The organism is Shewanella violacea DSS12, assembly GCF_000091325.1.
GTDB lineage: Bacteria > Pseudomonadota > Gammaproteobacteria > Enterobacterales > Shewanellaceae > Shewanella > Shewanella violacea.
The window spans coordinates 3373749-3392769 of record NC_014012.1; the positions used below are offsets into that span (position 1 = coordinate 3373749).

A 19021-nucleotide genomic window follows, 5' to 3' on the forward strand; every position below is an offset into this window, starting at 1 on the left:
TGAGGCGCTAATGCTAAACAAGCGCTAAAATTACCTTTGAAGATATTGCACTTTACTATTGCTGCTATTTAATTATGGATGCAAACTAATACCAGCCGATATAAATATGAGATCCCTCAGCGAGGATTTTTCGCTTCAGAGGCAAGGTATCAATGGTCTCACTATCTTTTTTGTCCGCTATAACAGCAATAGACACTTACTGTCATGGAGCATCTGTATGCAATTAGAAATTCGAAACTATTATGAAGTCCTTCTTATGGAACTCTTATCCGATGAAGGCTTACTCGATGAATTACCAGAGGACTATCTGGCAGATCTTTGTTGTGTCACCCTAAACCAACTGCCTGTTCGCTATATACGGCATCTGGTCGATACCTATTTTTTCGAGGATTACAGCGAATTATCCGAGATGAGAACAGAAATCCAAACCGCATTAGAAAAATCGAGAGCATTTCTCAAAGCTAACCTACATAAGACAAACAGCTGAAGAACATGCTTACTAATTGACTAGTATTTGAACAGAAGTATTTGAACAGAAGTATTTGAACAGAAGTATTTGAACAGAAGTATTTGAACAGAAGTATTTGAACAGAAGTATTTGAACAGAAGTATTTGAACAGAAGTATTTGAACAGAAGTATTTGAACAGAAGTATTTGAACAGAAGTATTTGAACAGAAGTATTTGAACAGAAGTATTTGAACAGAAGTATTTGAACAGAAGTATTTGAACAGAAGTATTTGAAACGTAATGGTGACTAGGGAGATTTGGAGGTTCCCCTAGAGCCACACCCCGGCACATGAGTCACTTGCTGCGGTTGCTCCCTTCCAGGCCTGGCCGAATTCACGAGTTATCATTGCGGGGGGACCCTAAGGTCACCATTGCTTTCTATGAGTAAAAAACCTCAGAGAACGGCGAGCATTATCTACTAAGCCCGCCAATCAATCAAGTCCTAAACAGCAACAATTGTCTTGTTTATTGCTGACTGCTGCTTCTATAAACAGATAGACTAGAAACAGATGCTATAAACTTAGGAATAGCCTATTTTTATCAACAAGCTTAGCGCCTATGCCCTTCACTTTCGAAAGGTCACCTATCGCCATAAACTTGCCGTTACTCTCTCTATATTCGACAATCGCTTTCGCTTTTGATTCACCAATCCCCTTAAGTAAAACCAATTGCTCTATGGAAGAGGTATTAATATTGACATTAAGTTGTTGAACTTGATTTATATTTACTTTTTTATGGGGCGCTTTCGATTGGCTAGAAACCTCACCGGCGTAAACGCTGAGAGAAAATAGTGCAGCCATAAGTGTCGCAGATACCTGTGTTATTTTCATAGAAACTCCATGTTGAGTATTATTCCGTTAAAATGCGGCCGCTAATCCATTCATCCTTGGCCACTCATTAAATGTAGATCAGCCACTCACTTCTTGCCAAATATCTAGCAAGTTAAATAACAGTGAGACCGCTGGCTGTTTTTTGTTCTACATAACAGATATATGCTTCAAATTATTATCATCTTTCTGGAGTTGAACTAAGATTTAATCCTAAGTAATAGTGAGTATGTAAACATTAAGCCCCATCATGGATAAGCAAATGCGGCTTTATTTTGTGGTAAATGTCCGATAGAACTAAATCTGAGCCAAGCCTTGATCTAAGTCGACAATAAGGTCTTCGACTGATTCTAGCCCCACAGAGATACGCAACAGATTCTCACCAATACCCGCAGCTTCCCGCTCCTCTTTATCATAGGTAGCATGAGTCATTGAAGCTGGATGTTGTATTAAAGACTCGGCATCTCCTAGACTCACTGCGATGGAAAATAGTTGCAGGCTATTGATAAACTCGATGGACTTATCTAAGTCTGCATCAAGCTCAAAAGCGATCACTCCACCGCCCCTGCGCATCTGCTTACCGAGTAGGTGCTGACCATAGCTTCCCTCGATTCCAGGGTAATACACCTTAACCACTTTAGGATGAGATAACAGGTATTCCACCACTCTCTGGGCGTTATCACAATGACGTTCCATTCTGACATCTAAGGTTTTTAGTCCTCGCAGAATCAACCAGGCATCATGGGGAGACAAGACTCCGCCTAAGTCTTTCATGGTTTCGAATTTTATCTTCTCTATCTGCTCATTACTGCCACAGATTATTCCGGCAATGACATCGCCGTGTCCATTGAGGTACTTAGTGGCACTGTGAACAACAAGATCGACTCCGTGAGCCAAAGGTTGCTGCAACAATGGGGTCATGAACGTATTGTCTATGATGCTGATCAAACCATGCTTGCGTGCAATTGACACCAGTGCATCTAAATCAAAAACATCGAGATGAGGATTAACTGGTGTCTCACAGAAAAGTACTTTGGTCTTGTTGGTTATCGCTGCAGAAATCGCATCGAGATCCTTAAAATCAACCAAGGACACCTCAATACCAAACTTGCTCAACTGTGTGCTCATCAGTGAGAAAGTACAGCCATATACGGCCTTGGAAGCAACCAGATGATCGCCTTGTGAAAGATTAGCCAGCAGCGCTGAAGAAACCGCCGCCATACCTGATGCCGTAGCAGCAGCCGCTTCAGCCCCTTCAAGCCGAGCCATCTTGCGCTCTAACTCAGCCGTGGTTGGGTTACCGAGTCGAGTATAGATATAACCTGGCTCATCGCCAGCAAACCTAGCACCTCCCTGCTGTGCACTATCGAATACGAAAGTTGCACTCTGGCACAAGGGGGTTACCAGTGCCCCTGAACTGTCTTTAATATGCCCAGCATGTATAACTTGCGTTGCCAGTTTCCACTTTTCTTGCATAAATTTCTCCGAGGTCTGCACTTAAGCATCCACCGGCTGTTAATTTTATTATATGTAAGTGCCGATGGTTATTTAACCATGTACCCAGACACTATCCTAAGTAAACAGCAGGTGAGAAATAATCAAGTTCCAGATGTAAAATCTTTATTACATTTGACTTTTTCTTTGACCTTACCAGAAAATACTGAAGTAGATAACTCCTTAAGATCCAACAACAATTCCTTATGTATACCAGACAATCTTGGCCGAGAAGACTCTTTAAAGGAGATTGGTCTACACAGTGCCATCGCTTGATAACCTAAACGTGCAGTCAGTAAACCGCCACCAAGACCTTGTCCAAGTCGGGCTGACAACTTGCCTGACATCTCAACTGAAAATAATTGAGTACCAAGATCTGTCGCAATTTCACTGGTACCAGCATAGATGATGTTGGTGATAACACCTCTTATCAACTTGATACGGCTCCAGTAACCCAATTCAATCCCATAACAGTGGGCGATTTTGACTATCATGCTTTGATTTCGCCAAAGAATAATGGCCATATCGAGCACCGCCAGAGGGCTAGCAGCGAGTAACAGCGCCGATTCTTGAGCGAAACGGCGAACAATTTTCTTTGCCACCTTATCTCGATCACATAATATGATCTCATCAAATAAAATCAGTTTTTCGGCGTCATTATGCCCATCTCGACATGAGTCATGATACTTAGAAAAATCAATACCTGTCGGTAGATGGGCGATGATGTTACCGATGAATTTATCGGCTTCCCCCTGCTGCATACTTTGAGCTAGCCTATCGCCGATTTGTTGCGCCTCTTCAACCGACTTAAGCCTATTCAACTGACGCCATTCTCTAAACACCAGTTTTCCCACCCATAGGCAGAGTAATGAAGTCACAGTCAAGTACAAGCCGAATAACCAAGGACTCTCTAGCCAGGCATCTCTTAAACCCAATATCGTCTCTGTGATAACTAGGGCAATGAAGCCGATGAGCGTGAGTCTGGCAAGCAGAGAACGCCGAGGTTTGCTTGTCTTGCTCATGTTGTTTTCAAACAGTCCCGAGCTCTCAGATAAACTAGAGGCGACTTCATTATCTATAAACTCATCGGTGCAGGATTGGCCCTCATTATCATAAGGCGTTTCAATAAATTGAGCTTGCTGGTCAAATCGCTGAGCCTCTCGGAATTTTGGTTGCTTGTCTTCCGCTATGGATGTAAATATTTGTTTCTGTTTGATGGTATTTTCGGCCGAACTAGCAGCAGGTTTTGAACTCTGTTGTGAAGTAACTGCTTCTTTATCATTCATATTATTCTCTCAAACGGCCCATTATTTTAGCTTGTCACCGAGTAAAAATTGCAGCAAGTGGTCTAAGCGTATATGTTCAAAATCTGCTCCATCGGATTGAGGAGTATAGTTTGGCGGTGCAAAACTGGTAAATCCAAACCCCTGAGACTCCCAGAACGCAGATCCAGGCAAGGAGTTAGGCACTTCCCCAGGAAACAGGGTAATTGGCTCCCTGTCATTCAAACTGATGCCTTTGACGACTTCAATTTCACCCTTAGCCGATCTAATCATGCCGTGCTGGGTAGCCTTGATAGCACTGATTGCCATGGTCTCGACCTCACACCCTTCGAATTTAGCCAGTCTCTGACTCTGCTTGACCAGCTGGGTCAGCAATGACAGCACATTGCCCTGCTGATCCCGGGTAATATGATCCACCTTACTTGCTGCGAAGAGCAGTTTGTCGATCCTTGGTGAGAAGAGACGTTTCAAGAGGTTAGATTGACCAAATTTAAAACTCTCCATGATGCCATTGAGCGCCTGTGTCATATCATCAAACTGCTCCTTGCCCCTGTTTAACGGCGTAAAGCAGTCAACCAATAACAACTGACGGTCAAAGGTGGAGAAATAATCTTTGTAGAAGGGCTTTATCACCTTGTCCTGATACTGTTTGTATCGCATTTTCAACACTTGATAGGTCGACTCTGCTTGGGTATTTTCAAGATCTGCCCGGGTCTCATCAGACATATTTAGCAGTGGAAAAAAAGCCAACACCGGCGAACCGGCGAACTCGCCGGGGAGGAGTAATCGACCGGGTTGAGCATAATAAAAGCCGTGCTGGTGAACACAATCTACCAATACCTCTTGGTATAACTCGGCGATGTGCTTTAATTCGGCTTCATCGGCATTAGCGCCTAGTTCCAGCGACTCCAAGGCCCCAACGAAAGCGAGATAATATTGTGACTTAGCGAATATCGGTTTACGCAGCTCCTGGGCTGTAGACCATTGCCCATAGTTTTGTTTGAGCATAGGTAGATCGAGTAACCACTCACCGGGATAATCGATAATATCCAGATACAAGCTGGCGCTGTCCGTGAGCTTAGCCAATATTCCTTGGCTAGGTTGATATTTAAGGGTTAACCTTAACTCACTAATATTACGCGTCGATGCTGGCCACTGGGGAACAGCTTGTTTCAAGGCGTTCATACCAAACTCATAGTCAAAGCTTGCCACGGTCAAATCTGGCTGAAGATCACGTTTAACGCCATATAAGCGCTCATCTCTAGTGACTTGCCAAAGAGGGAGGTTATTACTCTTTCCTGTGAGACCCGCGTTGAGAAGTTGATTAACAAGGCCAGTGATAAAGGCCGTTTTTCCTGAGCCCGAGAGGCCTGTGACTGCTAATCTGATATTTCTATCTGAAGCCCTATGGGCAAATGATAAGGTTTTATTGCTTACGGTTTTGCTTAACTTAGATAAAGAGCGGTTGATACGACCCATAGCCTGCACTTAAAAATTATGTGGGCGACAGGGCCGCCCATTGGAAGGATTAAAGGTTATTGATCTCTTGTTTCAAATCGAAACTATCAGAGGTGACATGACGTTCCAATTTTTGAAGTCTGATTTCTAAACTTCTAAACTGTGAGTTAACATCACGCAGAGCCATCTTCGCAGGCTCACCCGATTGCCAAACCTTCTTCTTTATCTCTATATCCTTATGCGCTTTTATATTATTGTCGGTACCGAGTTTAATATCTAAAATCATCCAGAGTAATACATAGATGATTAACACAATTCCCGAGCCACCTAAAAGAAATATTGAAGCGGCGACGACTCTCACCAGCCAGGTTTCAAAACCGAAATAGTCTGCAATTCCAGAACAAACCCCAGCTATTTTACCTGATTGAGGAATGCGATATAAGGTACGTGCTCTCGTGTCACTCATTTCAATTCCTCCGTTGTAAAGAATCCGCTTCGCCAGTTAAGATGATGCAAGTTTTAATCATTGCGTCCTCTCCACTGTGGTGCCTCACTGTCTAAAATCGCTTCCAATGTATCGATGCGTTTAGCCATTTTATCGGCTCTTCCGATCAGTTCATTGAGCTGTGAATACTCTTCTTCAGTAAGTCCCTGGCTCACTTGACGCTTACTGCGGTAGTGAAGTATCAGCCAAATGGGAGCCACAACTACCATAAAAATAATAATTGGGGCCATTAAAATATCCATGTCCATAACTCACCTCTGAATTGTAATTATTTGGCTTGAGTCTTTGCCTTGCTGTTCTTTATTTTGGCTTTTAATGCCTCAAGCTCAGCATTGACCGAGTCTTCAGCTTCCAGTGCGGCAAACTCATCACTTAAACTTTTCTTGTTACCCAGATCATAGGCATCAACTTGTGATTCTAGCCCTTCGACACGACGTTCATACTGCTCAAACTTACTCATAGCGTTATCTATCTTACTTGAGTCAAGTTGCTTCTTCACTTCTAAGCGCGATGACGCCGTCTGCTTGCGCATAATTATCGTTTTCTGACGAGCCTTGGCATCGGCTAGCTTCTGCTGAAGCAAGTTAACCTCCTCTTTCAAACGAGAAATCTGCTCTTCAACAACCACAAGCTCTTGGGTCAAGGTATCGGCAAGTTCGCTCGCCTTCTTTTTTTCTACCAGAGCGGCCATCGCAAGATCTTCGCGGTCTTTCGATAATGCAAGCTCGGCTTTGCCTTCCCAATCGAGTACCTGCGCCTGTACCTTTGTGATGCGACGAATTATCTCTTTCTTCTCGGCTAATACTTTAGCCGATGTAGAGCGAACCTCTACTAAGGTGTCTTCCATCTCTTGAATAATCAAGCGAACCATTTTTTCTGGATCTTCGGCTTTATCCAGCAATGAAGTGATATTTGAATTAATGATATCTGCAAATCGAGAGAAAATTCCCATAATGCTGTCCTTAAATTATTGTTGGTGTCGAAGATATTAATCCACTTTTTGTGCCAACTTTTCATATTTCATAAAATACAGTAACTTAACCAATATATTAACTTTTTCTTTCTTTTAATATCAGAGGGTCTTATTATTATTTTCACCAACTATTAGCGTTAAAGACTAAAACTTACTGTGGCAAATCAATTTCAGCAAGATAATCTTATTGGACAATCGAATGCGCTCCTCGAAGTTCTTGAGCATGTTTCTCAGATAGCACCTCTGTCTAAACCCGTCCTTATCATTGGCGAGCGTGGTACAGGTAAGGAGTTAATCGCCGAACGTCTTCACTTCCTATCCTCACGTTGGGATCAAAGTTTTATTAAACTTAATTGCTCGTCACTGAGTGAAAGCTTACTCGAAAGTGAGTTGTTTGGTCATGATGCTGGCGCTTTCACCGGCGCAAATAAAAAACATGAAGGACGATTTGAGCGCGCCGATGGCGGTAGTTTATTTCTCGATGAACTCGCCAACACCTCAGGTTTGGTGCAAGAAAAGTTGCTACGGGTAATAGAATACGGCGAATTTGAGCGCGTAGGCGGCAGTAAAACAGTACGAACAGATGTCAGATTAATCTGCGCCGCTAACGAAGATCTTCCCACCTTAGCTGAAGCAGGTGAATTCAGGGCTGATTTACTCGATAGATTGGCATTTGATGTGATCACCTTGCCTCCACTGCGTCACAGGCAGGAAGATATCATGATCTTAGCCGAATACTTCGCTATAGGAATGGCAAGACAGCTAAAACATGAGCTATTTCCTGGCTTTAGCCCCAGAGCGATACAACAACTGATGGATCATAGTTGGCCAGGTAACATACGAGAACTTAAAAACGTGGTGGAAAGAAGCGTCTATCGAAATCAGGATACCGCAACGTCTATAACCAACATAGTCGTCGACCCTTTTGCCTCCCCCTACCGGCCAACAACGAGAGTCAAAACTCGTGAAAGACAACAGCTAGCGAGCAGTCAGCCTCTGCCAGCGAGCAAGGACACCAGCTTATCCGGCACTGCGGTTAATAATGGGGACAAAATAGCATTCCCTATTGATTTCAAAGAACATTGTGAGGGATTAGAAGTAAAACTATTGAAGCAAGCATTGGAAGCGGGTCAATTTAACCAAAAGAAAACCGCCGAACTTTTAAACTTAAGTTATCATCAATTACGGGGTATTTTGAAAAAATACAACTTACTGGATAAAACTTAATCTGCCTTAATAACATATGTTCATTGCTCATCGGCGATCAGCACTGCTAAAATGACCACCAAAGTCCTGAAAAATTGATCTGTCGATGAGAATGCTGCTTAAGCGTCTATTTTTATACCCCAGCATATCCTGCTTCTGTGTTTTACTTGCAGCTTGTGGCCCCAAGCTAGTCCCACCAGGGATAGTCTACTGCTCAGAGGGAAATCCTGAATCTTTCAATCCTCAATTGATAACTTCAGGAACGACACTAGATGCAACTTCACAGCAAATCTACAATGGACTCGTGGACTACGATATAAACTTGGGTCAGATAGAACCCTCTTTAGCCACAGATTGGCAAATCAGTGACGACGAATTAACTTATACCTTTCAATTACGAAGAGCAGTTAACTTTCACCACACCACAAAATTTACGCCTACACGTCATTTCAATGCTGACGATGTCTTATTCTCATTTAACAGGGTGATCGATCCATCTCACCCTTTTCATCATATTTCTAAGACTGGATATCCGTTTTTTCAGAGTATAGGCTTCGATAAACAGATCGAGTCAATTGAGAAATTGTCGGACCATGAAGTCGCCTTTCATCTTAAACATAAAGATGCCTCTTTTCTCGCCAACTTAGCTTCCGGATTTTCGGTTATCTTGTCTGCCGAGTATGCCGACACATTAAGCCAAAGAAATGAACAAGAAAAAATTGACCGTGAGCCCGTAGGTACTGGACCTTTTCAGCTGGTTAAATATGTAAAAAACGACTACATACGATATCATCGTAATGAAGGGTATTGGGGACATCTTCCCACTGCTGAACTGTTAGTGTTTGATATCACCCCTAAGAGTACCAGTAGACTGGCTAAACTCATTACCGGCGATTGTAGTGTTTCCGCCTTACCAAAGGCCGGAGAACTCTCGGTAGTTTTCGAACATGAAGAACTAGAGGTTGATTCGCTGCCTGGCTTTAATGTGGCATTTTGGGCATTTAATACTCACAAAGCCCCCTTTAATGATGTCAGAGTGCGTAAAGCCTTAGCCCACGCTGTCGACAGAGATAATATTCTCCGAGCGGTTTACCTGAAAACGGCTGTCAAAGCAACTGGGATGCTGCCACCTATGTCCTGGGCATATTCGCAAAATCAGAGTCTGATAGATTATAATCCCGAAAAAGCCAGACAATTATTACATGAAGCTGGTGTAGAGAATCTTACTATGGATATCTGGGCCATGCCCGTCGCGCGTATATACAACCCTAATGCTCATAAGACGGCAGAACTCATTCAGGCGGATTTAGCAGACATAGGCGTAAAAGTTAATATCGTTAGCTATGATTGGAGTGTATTCAACCAGAAGTTAAGCAAGAGGAGTTACGACTCTGTGCTTATAGGATGGAATGCCGATAACAGCGATCCAGATAACTTCTTTACTCCGATCCTCAGCTGCGCCTCGGTACTGTCTAACAGTAATCGTTCTCGTTGGTGTAACCCAAAATTCGATGACATTCTCTTTAAAGCAAGATCGATCACTTCCAAGAAAGAACGAAAAGCCCTCTATCAAGAGGCCGAAGCACTTTTTGCACAAGAGCTCCCTATGCTACCTTTTGCCCACGCCACCCGGCTTATTTTAAAGAAAAAAAGCGTAAAAAACAGCCAGCTCACACCCTTTGGTGGGATCTCCTTTAATGCCGACCAAGATGGGGATATGATGAACACTGAGGGGGAGATAAGATAATGACTCGGTATCTTTTACGTAGAATGAACCTGTTCGTCGCCACATCCTTGGTGCTGCTCGCGGTGCTGTTTATCGCCACACACCACTTCCCCGTGGAGAAGCGGTTTGCACTAACGGGAATACATGCCCCAACAGCCGAACAGATAGCAAGCATCAATCAAGATTATCGACTAGACAGCAATCATTTAGGTCAGTTTATTGGATATCTTCAGCAGAGATTAAGTGGTAATTTGGGGATCTCAGCAACATCACAGCAGCCAATAACCGATGAATTAGCGACTGTCTTACCTGCATCATTCGAGTTGGCGATTGTCGCCGCTGTGTTAGCACTTTTTTTCGGTATTCCCCTGGGTATTTTGGCCTCGATGAGTAAGAATAAGATCACCCAACACACCATAATGTTGATCACCTTAACTGGTTACTCTATTCCTGTTTTTTGGCTAGGTTTAACCTTGTCACTCTGGTTTGGTGTACAGCTGGGTTGGCTGCCCATCTCAGGCCAGCTTAACTTGCTCTATGAGATTGAGTCTGTCACAGGATTTGTGCTGATTGACACCTTACTTTCAGATTCTCTTTATGCTGACTCAGCCTTTATCGATGCCCTGCACCATATCATCTTACCAGCCATCACTCTCGCCGTGCTCCCATTTACAGTCGTGGTAAGAAGCACGCGTTCGGCAATCATAGCCATCATGGATAAGACTTACATTAAGGCTGCGGAGGCCAGAGGGCTACATACCAGCCACATAGTGTTACGTCATGCCCTTCCCAACGCCTTGATACCTGTGCTGAAGAATCTCGGCCTCATGCTAGGCTCTTTTGCTAGCTACGCCATGGTGGTTGAAGTCATCTTCTCCTGGCCAGGTGTAGGAGCCTGGTTAGTCTCGGGGATCTATCAAAGAGATTACACTGTGATTCAAGGCGGGGTGTTGGCGGTTGCCTTGATCATCATATTTTTAAGTATCATGATTGAGGTCCTTCACACGGCAATCAATCCTCTAAGTAGGAAAGAGCTTTATGCCGCAAATTAAGATCTATCAGGAAGATGAGATACCATCTCCAATGCGAAGGATCTGGCATGCGTTTTCAGATAACCCATTTGCTTTTGCCGGGCTATGGACCGTTGTTTGTTTCTTATTACTGGCCCTATTTGGTCCGCTTATCGCCCCCTTTGCTCCGGAGCAGCAAGATCCTCACGCCCTCTTGTTAGCCCCATCATGGGATGCCGCTGGCACAGTTGAACATTTTCTAGGTACCGACGATTTAGGGCGAGATATATTCAGTCGCCTGCTTCATGGCGCTCACTTAACCTTCGGTATGGCCTTAGGCATAGTCCTTACGGCACTGACCCTAGGTTTTGTCATAGGGTCAATTTCGGGCATGATGAAAGGACTCAAATCAAGTATTCTCAGCCATCTTCTCGATGCCTTGCTATCGATTCCCTCTCTATTGATGGCAATTTTAGTAGTCGCAGTGATGGGACCAGGATTAGAAAACGTTTTTTGGGCCGTTGGTATAGCACTAACGCCACAATTTGTCCGCGCGATTCACCAAGCCATTCATGAAGAGAAGCAGAAAGAATATGTCACCGCAGCCAAGCTCGATGGCGCGAATCCATTTCAAATATTCTGGTATGTCATCATGCCAAATGTATGGGACACAGTGATAATACAAACCACCTTAGGGATCTCGGCGGCCATTCTCGATATCGCCGCACTAGGCTTCTTAAACCTAGGTGCGCAGGCCCCGAGTCCTGAATGGGGCGCTATGGTATCCCAGGGAATGGACAACCTATTAACCGCTCCTTGGACTGTGACAATCCCAGGCATTGCAATCTTATGCAGTGTCCTTGCAATTAACTTAGTCGGTGACGGATTACGATCCGCACTGTCGCCGATCAATAATTAATTTTGATATCAGATTATGCCATTACTCGACATTCGTAACCTCACCATAGAACTCGACACTCCTCACGGACGCGTCAAGGCACTAGATAGAGTCAGTTTGACTATTAATCCAGCAGAGATTCATGGCTTAGTTGGAGAATCCGGTTCCGGCCGAAGTTTATTAGCTAGAGCTATCTTGGGCATACCAGGCCATAACTGGACCATCAAAGCCGATCGCATGTTGTGGGATGGGCACAACCTATTAGAGATGAGCTCCAAGCAGCGACGCAACCTGATGGGTAGCGAAATATCCATGATATTCCAAGATCCGTCTGGTAGCCTAGACCCGGTTATTTGTGTTGGAACTCAACTTGTTGAGGCCATGCCCGAAAATAAGAAATTGCCTTTCTGGCGACGCACTGCCGATAAGAAGAAGACCGCCAAGAAATGGCTGCATAAAGTGGGCATTAAAGACACACAGAAAATCATGGCCAGCTATGCCTGGGAATTATCGGAAGGTGAATGTCAAAAAGTCATGATAGCCATGGCGATTGCCAACCAACCTAGGTTATTAATAGCCGATGAGCCGACTAACTCAATGGAGATGGACACACAAGCGCAGATCTTTCGCCTCTTGACTAAGTTAAACCAGCTACAGAGTGTATCCATTCTGCTGATAAGTCATGAGCTCGAAACCTTATCAATCTGGTGTGATAAGCTATCTGTGATGTATTGTGGGCAAATAATGGAATCAGGCCCCACGGCTGACATATTAGCGCACCCCTATCATCCATACACTAAAGCACTGCTTAATAATATTCCGGACCACACGGGGCGAATCGCTCATAAATCTATCATGCGTACTCTGCCAGGCTCAGCCCCGGCACTGCAGCATCTTCCCATAGGTTGCCGACTCGGTCCCAGGTGCCCACGGGCCGAAAAGAAATGTGTGAGTCGTCCTAATTTAAGTCATAAAAAGAATCGGTATTTTGCCTGTCATTTCCCTTACCATGAAGAAACATGTAATGAAGACACCACTGCTTCAAGTTAACAATCTAAGTAAGCGTTTCTATACAGGCTACAAAGGGTTTAAACGTCAATATAACCAGGCTCTATCCCCTGTGTCTTTTGAACTCCATACGGGTCAAACTTTAGCGATAGTTGGCAAAGCTGGGTCGGGGAAGAGTACCTTAGCCCGCATACTCGTAGGCGCCGAAGCCCGCAGTAGTGGAGAAATCTTTTTTGAGGGTGAAGCCCTGGAAAAACGCAACCTGAAGCAGAGATGTAAATTAATCAGGATGATTTTTCAAGACCCAAATACATCATTGAACCCTAAGTTGACCATTGGGGAGCTACTCGATGAGCCACTCAAATTTAATACTGAATTCAACGCTAAAGAGCGTAGAGAGCAAGTGGTAGACAAACTCAGAAAAGTGGGTCTGTTACCCGAACATGCTGATTTTTACCCCCATATGATTTCTGAGGGCATGAAACAACGTGTTGCCGTTGCTCGCGCCCTTATGTTGGACCCCAAAATAATCATAGCCGATGAGGCTCTCACTGCTCTGGATCTATCGGTTCGCGCACAAATTCTCAACTTACTATTAAAACTTCAAAAAGAGATGGGATTGTCTTATATTTTCGTATCCCATAATCTCAGCATCATTCGCCACATTAGCGATAAAGTGATGGTGCTCCATCATGGGGAGATGATAGAAAAGGCCACAACAGAAGAATTATTCAATGCACCAAAACACGAATATACTAAAAAACTGATCCGTGAACAGACCCTATTTAGTCAGAAACGACATAACAGCCCAAGCAAGAAGCACGGTTAGCCCAAAGTTTATAGCCTGTTCACCATGCTTGGCCATGAGGATTAAACACCTCTAAGGATAAGACTCAGTCGATTTCAGCCTTAACACTGCTCTTACCACTGGCCATTTTTTAATAAAATCAAGAATAATCAGTGCCATTTCACTCTTGATTTATTATCCTATCCTCACTTTTTTAAGAGAAGCAGAAACATGATAATCAAACCTAAAACACGTGGCTTTATATGCACCACTACTCATCCTATTGGTTGTGAAGCCAATGTACTTGAACAGATCAATATCACTAAGGCGAAAGGCACGTTAAAAAACGGCCCTAAAAAAGTGTTAGTTATCGGTTCTTCAAGTGGATATGGTCTATCTTCTCGTATTACTGCCGCCTTCGGCAGTGGCGCTGCCACTCTAGGTGTCTTCTTCGAAAAGCCCGGCACAGAAAGAAAGTCTGGCACCGCTGGTTGGTATAACTCGGCCGCCTTCGATAAGCTTGCCAAAGCCGAAGGTTTGTACTCTAAGAGCCTCAATGGCGATGCATTCAGTCATGAAGCTAAACAGAAAGCCATCGATATTATTAAAGCCGACTTAGGTCAAGTCGATATGGTGGTCTACTCCCTAGCCTCACCGGTACGTAAATTGCCTGATTCTGGTGAGCTTATTCGCTCAGCACTCAAGCCTATTGGTGAAACTTATACTGCTACAGCAGTAGACACCAATAAAGATCTCATTATCGAAACCAGTGTTGAGCCTGCCAGCGAGCAAGAGATCCAAGACACTGTGACTGTCATGGGCGGCGAAGACTGGGAGCTATGGCTAGCAGCCTTGTCTGAGGCTGGTGTACTCGCTGATGGCTGCAAAACTGTAGCTTATAGTTATATCGGCACAGAGCTAACTTGGCCTATCTATTGGCATGGCGCCCTGGGTAAAGCCAAAATGGATCTTGATCGCGCGGCTAAAGCCTTAGATGAGAAATTATCTGCCACTGGCGGCAGCGCTAATGTCGCCGTGCTGAAAAGCGTGGTTACTCAAGCCAGCTCAGCTATCCCGGTTATGCCACTCTATATCGCTATGGTATTTAAGAAAATGCGTAAAGAAGGCCTACATGAAGGTTGTATCGAGCAGATCAACCGCATGTTCGCCGAGCGTCTATTTCGTGAAGATGGTGAGGCACCACAAGTCGATGATGCTAATCGCTTACGCTTAGATGACTGGGAACTAAAAGAAGAGATCCAGCAGTATTGCCGCGATCAATGGCCATTAGTTACCACTGAAAACCTATCAGAACTTACCGATTACCGCGAGTATAAGGAAGAATTCCTCAAGCTATTTGGTTTTGGCATAGCGTCTGTGGATTATGAACTCGATGTAAACCCGGAAGTGAGCTTCGACGTCGAACCGATCTAAACAGATACTTCTGGGATAGATTTATCCCAGTTTAAACTCGGTATTTGATTAAATGCATCACTTCAACGTGGTGCATTTTTTTAACTTAAATTGGCTGTGCCTAAGTTCTAAGTTCTAAGTTCTAAGTTCTAAAAAGCATAAATGTTGTGACTGATATGGATGGCAGAAATGCCAAGAGAGCTATGGAACCTCTTTGGCCAGACATAACGAAGATTTATACCCATCCCTGGCCTATCTTTAATGAATGGTCATAAATGTTCCAGACATAAAAAAGGTCAGCTAATGCTGACCTTTCGTTTAAGTGAGTAAACTCACCATGCGTATATTACTGAGCAGAGGTATAACACCTCACCCTTTGCCTTTAGCGTAGCAATCAGGGCTCGATAGTCATCTTCACTGTATTGGGCACTTAAACGTTGCTTAAGAGCGCCAAGTAAATTGTCATCAATGCCTTCCGCTGCATTAACTTTATCAAGAACGACAACGGCATAGCCAATGCAACTGTATCAACTACAGCAGTATCGACAGGCTGAGAACTGAAAAAATGCCCCATTCTCAGCTTGTTTTATCTGTGATTAACAGCCCTTTGGAAATATCCAAACTTCAACAGCGCCATTTTTACTGCCAAAGTCATCACCTGATGAACCAGGGTTTGAAGGTGCCGTATCTTGAGTGGGCGCGCTATTACAGGTGGTGGCAGGGATTATGGACCAGCTTCCGCCACCGGCTCCAGCTCCATCATCGCCAGCGCCACCGCCACCATAACCACCTCCGCCGCCACCGCCGCCAGAAGCGCTAAAGCTATCATCTGCATTGCCGCCCCTGCCGTCAGAGTCGACCCCAGGATCGCCATTTACCCATTCACTATTAGCCCCTAAAAACCCTTGTCCGCCTTGACCACCAATGCCATCTTTGCCGTCATTGGCGCCATTTCCACCATTCCCCCATTCATCCGTGCTGCCACCGTCGGATACACTAATAATGGCTTGGCCTACGCCAATGGTTCCCTGACCTATGATTGATGAGGCCGCAACGCCACCATCACCGCCATCAGTGCCATCGTTAAGCCATCCAGAAGAGTCCCCGCCACCGCCACCACCGGCAATAAGTATGACATCGTCTTCAAGTGAAGCTGGGCTACTTTCTGCAATCATGACCAGTGTGGAGGAGCCTCCGTCACCATAGATATTACTCAGAGTGCCATTTTCGCCGATGAAGAAAGTGAATGATGTTTGCCCATAATTGTCTAGGAAATGAGATAACGTTGTGACTGTCGATGCAAAACCGCTCTTACCGCCGTCACCACCAGAGGTCCAGAGTCCACCACTAGAACCAATGCCACCTTCTCCCCCCCAGGCTAAAATGGCCATGGGAGTGTCGTTGTCCAGCGTGGTGTCAAAGGATGAGCTAACCTGGCTGAAGATATCAACAAGATTAACAGACGTAACCAGCTCTGAATTATCTTTTGCTTCGCAGCTTGTTATTGGCGTGGCACCATCAACACCACCATACTCTGTGGTACAAACTTCCTTATCAACGGCTGGCAATAAACATTTATAGACGGTGTTGCCATCATAGGTAACATCCTGCTTAACAGAATCGCACGGGTCTGACTCGGCAACGGCTGTTGGATTACAAAAGCCAACAGAGGTAATATCGCAAATGCCTCCGTCTATCCAGGTCGCGCCAACGAGATTGGCGTAATCAAAATCTGTATCCGTGACAGTCGCTTTATCAAGGTCCGCAGGTGATAATTGAGCGCTGGAAAAATAAGCCCCACTCAGGTTGGCATTACTAAGATCTGCATACGTCATTTCCGAACCACGAAAGTCCCCCTTGCTCATATCGGCACCACTAAAGTTGGTTCCTGTGAGCGTTGATTCGAAAAGGTCGACATTGGTTAATATGGCATCACTTAAATCAGCGCCGGAAAGATCTGCAAATGTGAGTGTTGCATTATCCAAGTCTACGCCTGACAAATCACAATTCTTACATGCGTTTGTGGAAATAAGCGTAGTCACATTATCATCTGCAGTGTCTGCATAAGCTGGGCTTATCAGGGCATTGCCAATGGTAGTCAGTAGTTTGGAAACAATCGAATAATTAACGCTATTTACTTCTGGCAGCGAACCACTATCAGGCGTCGTCACTAAGAAGCTAGTATCTGTGCTATCTACGTGCTGACCGTGGGTCAGTACCAGCTGATATTCCCCCGCAGGTATTACTGCCGATACGCACTCATCATTGGCTGTAATGCTAAGCACTTCCTCGCCACTACTATTGTTGAGCACCATAGAGTGATTTGAATTGCTGTTACCATCTTCATAGCAAAATGTATGATTTAGGGTACGCGAATATTGGTAGGGTATGAGGTCAGAGCCTGATTTGCCGTTAGAGTCATCCTCTACAGTTGCCGAGGGTGGCTCAAGAAATAAGGCAACGACACCCTGTTCAGGGTTGGCACGTAAGCGACTATTATTCGCAAAGTCCTTTTCGGTTAAAAGGTCTGATTGTATTTGAGTATCATTGTCGTTGCTATCACAAGCTGTCACGAAAATGATAGAAAACATTGACGCTAACAACACGTTAAAGTTACTGCGGTAATCATTGATAGTCTGCACGTTACTTTCCTTATAATGGAACAGATTTTTCTGAAGTTGTAATAATGGGCTATCCCTAAGCCTCTGGACGTGCAGGGCGTCATTATCCTTTAAGATAGTGAATCAGAGTGTCGTTTTAATCAACCCCTCATGAGAATAAGCTACCAATTGCATTTAGTGTCCTGCTTGATGTATTAACAAGCATCTATGACCTAGCCCCTAAGCTTCTCAAGGCTTCAAGCATGGCCGTTAAACCAGTGACTATAGTAGAATAAACATCCTTTTTCTTAATAGCTGAATTCATGTATTAAGGAGAACTTACTCTGGGATGATATTAGCTTCTGGCCATATTTCATCCGCTTGCTGTTGTGCACTAAAGCGCTCCCATACAATGTCATTCACATCAGTATCTTCGCTAAACTCTTGTGCAGATGAATCCTCCCAGCCTAAATGACGTAATTCACAAATGAAGAGGTAGGACAGGCATAACCTTTTAGGTTATAGAAAACCTTCCACATTCAGTTTTCTAGATCCAAGTGTTTTCAATCTACTTAGCTTTGAAGTGCCAAACTGATTTTTGGGCAAAGTGTGTTCCCCATTAAAGCTCATGCTTACCATCAAAACTCAAATCGAAGAGACAAATAACCCAGTGTAGATACGGCTGCGAGCTTCGATGACAGGGTGAGGTATCACGACGTGATACTCTTCGAACGAGAGACAAGGATGTCGAACTGGCCGTTAAACATGGACGTTGTTTGAAATCGCAGAGCGGCCATGGACGACTCTTTTGAAATCAAGAGCCAGCGTCTCGCAGAACCTTCTCAAAGTAAAGAGTGCACATGCCTCGCTGGCCAGCGCGGTAGGTTACATTGAAAGTATGACCTTCAAACAAACTACCCAATACAACATCAGCCAGAGGCTAAAACAGAAAATGTAATCAGTCTTCATTCGAAGACTCGCTAACTTTGGGGCAGAAGTGAGTTACCAAGTTTAGTAATAAAGCTAAATCGAAGAGACTCCATTCTTGTAGAACAGCCAGGTGTAGATGCGGCTACGAGCTTCCAAAACAAGGATGTTTTGGTAGAGCCTCCATGGACGGATTGACGGCGTTTCGTAGAAGTATCTGCACTTAAGCACGCTGCAGGCGATAGATTACAATGAAGACTAAAGCTTCAAACACACTCCCCAATATCAACTCAGCAAGAAGCTAAATCAGAAAATGTATTAAGCCTTCATTCGAAGACTTGCAAACTTTGATGGTGGAAATGCCAATAAATAAGTGGAACATTTATGGCCAGACATAA

Annotated in this window: 16 protein-coding genes, 1 other RNA gene and 1 pseudogene; 8 read left to right on the forward strand and 10 right to left on the reverse strand. The window is 44.3% G+C overall.

The features are described from left to right. The first annotated feature begins 217 nt into the window (after window positions 1-217). Window positions 218-487 (forward strand): late competence development ComFB family protein, encoded by a 270-nt coding sequence (locus SVI_RS14015; protein WP_013052247.1) that lies wholly within the window; start codon window positions 218-220, stop codon window positions 485-487. Window positions 488-774: 287 nt separating this feature from the next. On the opposite strand, the gene ffs is transcribed toward SVI_RS14015, so the two are convergent. The 8 genes from ffs to pspA all read right to left on the reverse strand — a co-directional run bounded on the left by ffs (window position 775) and on the right by pspA (window position 7027). Further along, window positions 775-871, reverse strand: an RNA gene (gene ffs / locus SVI_RS20915) — signal recognition particle sRNA small type. Between the two features lie 149 nt (window positions 872-1020). Continuing rightward, window positions 1021-1338 carry a ComEA family DNA-binding protein gene (locus SVI_RS14020; protein ID WP_013052248.1) on the reverse strand — a complete coding sequence of 106 codons (318 nt, stop codon included), beginning with the start codon at window positions 1336-1338 and terminating at the stop codon, window positions 1021-1023. A gap of 294 nt (window positions 1339-1632) precedes the next feature. Continuing rightward, window positions 1633-2811 (reverse strand): trans-sulfuration enzyme family protein, encoded by a 1179-nt coding sequence (locus SVI_RS14025; protein ID WP_013052249.1) that lies wholly within the window; start codon window positions 2809-2811, stop codon window positions 1633-1635. 122 nt (window positions 2812-2933) lie between these two features. Then, on the reverse strand, window positions 2934-4115 hold the full coding sequence (locus tag SVI_RS14030) for a TIGR01620 family protein (protein WP_013052250.1): 1182 nt from the start codon (window positions 4113-4115) through the stop codon (window positions 2934-2936). A 21-nt stretch (window positions 4116-4136) separates the two neighbouring features. Then, the gene (locus SVI_RS14035) at window positions 4137-5591 is read right to left on the reverse strand and encodes a YcjX family GTP-binding protein (RefSeq protein ID WP_013052251.1); all 1455 of its coding nucleotides are present in this window, start codon (window positions 5589-5591) and stop codon (window positions 4137-4139) included. A 49-nt stretch (window positions 5592-5640) separates the two neighbouring features. Continuing rightward, on the reverse strand, window positions 5641-6036 hold the full coding sequence (pspC, locus tag SVI_RS14040) for an envelope stress response membrane protein PspC (RefSeq protein ID WP_013052252.1): 396 nt from the start codon (window positions 6034-6036) through the stop codon (window positions 5641-5643). Window positions 6037-6089: 53 nt separating this feature from the next. After that, window positions 6090-6323, reverse strand: a complete 234-nt coding sequence (gene pspB / locus SVI_RS14045; protein ID WP_013052253.1) for an envelope stress response membrane protein PspB — start codon at window positions 6321-6323, stop codon at window positions 6090-6092. Between the two features lie 20 nt (window positions 6324-6343). Further along, window positions 6344-7027, reverse strand: a complete 684-nt coding sequence (pspA, locus tag SVI_RS14050; RefSeq protein ID WP_013052254.1) for a phage shock protein PspA — start codon at window positions 7025-7027, stop codon at window positions 6344-6346. 177 nt (window positions 7028-7204) lie between these two features. On the opposite strand from pspA, the gene pspF reads away from it, so the two are divergent. From pspF to fabV, 7 genes are all read left to right on the forward strand, one after another. Next, entirely contained in the window at window positions 7205-8275 is a 1071-nt protein-coding gene (gene pspF / locus SVI_RS14055; RefSeq protein ID WP_013052255.1) for a phage shock protein operon transcriptional activator, read from the forward strand. A gap of 85 nt (window positions 8276-8360) precedes the next feature. Then, window positions 8361-10001 carry an ABC transporter substrate-binding protein gene (locus SVI_RS14060; protein WP_013052256.1) on the forward strand — a complete coding sequence of 547 codons (1641 nt, stop codon included), beginning with the start codon at window positions 8361-8363 and terminating at the stop codon, window positions 9999-10001. After that, window positions 10001-11032, forward strand: coding sequence for an ABC transporter permease (locus tag SVI_RS14065; RefSeq protein ID WP_013052257.1), 1032 nt, complete (start codon window positions 10001-10003; stop codon window positions 11030-11032). The genes SVI_RS14060 and SVI_RS14065 overlap by 1 nt, the downstream gene beginning before the upstream one ends. Then, window positions 11019-11909 carry an ABC transporter permease subunit gene (locus SVI_RS14070; protein WP_013052258.1) on the forward strand — a complete coding sequence of 297 codons (891 nt, stop codon included), beginning with the start codon at window positions 11019-11021 and terminating at the stop codon, window positions 11907-11909. The genes SVI_RS14065 and SVI_RS14070 overlap by 14 nt, the downstream gene beginning before the upstream one ends. A gap of 15 nt (window positions 11910-11924) precedes the next feature. Further along, window positions 11925-12938 carry an oligopeptide/dipeptide ABC transporter ATP-binding protein gene (locus tag SVI_RS14075; protein ID WP_013052259.1) on the forward strand — a complete coding sequence of 338 codons (1014 nt, stop codon included), beginning with the start codon at window positions 11925-11927 and terminating at the stop codon, window positions 12936-12938. Continuing rightward, window positions 12913-13725, forward strand: a complete 813-nt coding sequence (locus SVI_RS14080; protein WP_013052260.1) for a peptide ABC transporter ATP-binding protein — start codon at window positions 12913-12915, stop codon at window positions 13723-13725. Before SVI_RS14075 ends, SVI_RS14080 begins: the two co-directional genes overlap by 26 nt. Before the next feature lie 189 nt (window positions 13726-13914). After that, on the forward strand, window positions 13915-15117 hold the full coding sequence (gene fabV, locus SVI_RS14085) for an enoyl-ACP reductase FabV (RefSeq protein WP_013052261.1): 1203 nt from the start codon (window positions 13915-13917) through the stop codon (window positions 15115-15117). 311 nt (window positions 15118-15428) lie between these two features. On the opposite strand, the pseudogene SVI_RS22090 reads toward fabV, so the two are convergent. Continuing rightward, a pseudogene (locus SVI_RS22090) lies at window positions 15429-15611 on the reverse strand (hypothetical protein); the annotation flags it as partial. An 81-nt stretch (window positions 15612-15692) separates the two neighbouring features. After that, window positions 15693-17738 (reverse strand): pentapeptide repeat-containing protein, encoded by a 2046-nt coding sequence (locus SVI_RS14090; RefSeq protein ID WP_041419968.1) that lies wholly within the window; start codon window positions 17736-17738, stop codon window positions 15693-15695. Window positions 17739-19021 lie beyond the last annotated feature (1283 nt).

Bases quoted from the DNA above. Each gene is read 5' to 3' on its own strand.
- SVI_RS14015 (WP_013052247.1), top strand. From the start codon at position 218: ATGCAATTAGAAATTCGAAACTATTATGAAGTCCTTCTTATGGAACTC.
- SVI_RS14020 (WP_013052248.1), bottom strand. From the start codon at position 1,338: ATGAAAATAACACAGGTATCTGCGACACTTATGGCTGCACTATTTTCT.
- SVI_RS14025 (WP_013052249.1), bottom strand. From the start codon at position 2,811: ATGCAAGAAAAGTGGAAACTGGCAACGCAAGTTATACATGCTGGGCAT.
- SVI_RS14030 (WP_013052250.1), bottom strand. From the start codon at position 4,115: ATGAATGATAAAGAAGCAGTTACTTCACAACAGAGTTCAAAACCTGCT.
- SVI_RS14035 (WP_013052251.1), bottom strand. From the start codon at position 5,591: ATGGGTCGTATCAACCGCTCTTTATCTAAGTTAAGCAAAACCGTAAGC.
- pspC (WP_013052252.1), bottom strand. From the start codon at position 6,036: ATGAGTGACACGAGAGCACGTACCTTATATCGCATTCCTCAATCAGGT.
- pspB (WP_013052253.1), bottom strand. From the start codon at position 6,323: ATGGACATGGATATTTTAATGGCCCCAATTATTATTTTTATGGTAGTT.
- pspA (WP_013052254.1), bottom strand. From the start codon at position 7,027: ATGGGAATTTTCTCTCGATTTGCAGATATCATTAATTCAAATATCACT.
- SVI_RS14060 (WP_013052256.1), top strand. From the start codon at position 8,361: ATGAGAATGCTGCTTAAGCGTCTATTTTTATACCCCAGCATATCCTGC.
- SVI_RS14065 (WP_013052257.1), top strand. From the start codon at position 10,001: ATGACTCGGTATCTTTTACGTAGAATGAACCTGTTCGTCGCCACATCC.
- SVI_RS14070 (WP_013052258.1), top strand. From the start codon at position 11,019: ATGCCGCAAATTAAGATCTATCAGGAAGATGAGATACCATCTCCAATG.
- SVI_RS14075 (WP_013052259.1), top strand. From the start codon at position 11,925: ATGCCATTACTCGACATTCGTAACCTCACCATAGAACTCGACACTCCT.
- SVI_RS14080 (WP_013052260.1), top strand. From the start codon at position 12,913: ATGAAGACACCACTGCTTCAAGTTAACAATCTAAGTAAGCGTTTCTAT.
- fabV (WP_013052261.1), top strand. From the start codon at position 13,915: ATGATAATCAAACCTAAAACACGTGGCTTTATATGCACCACTACTCAT.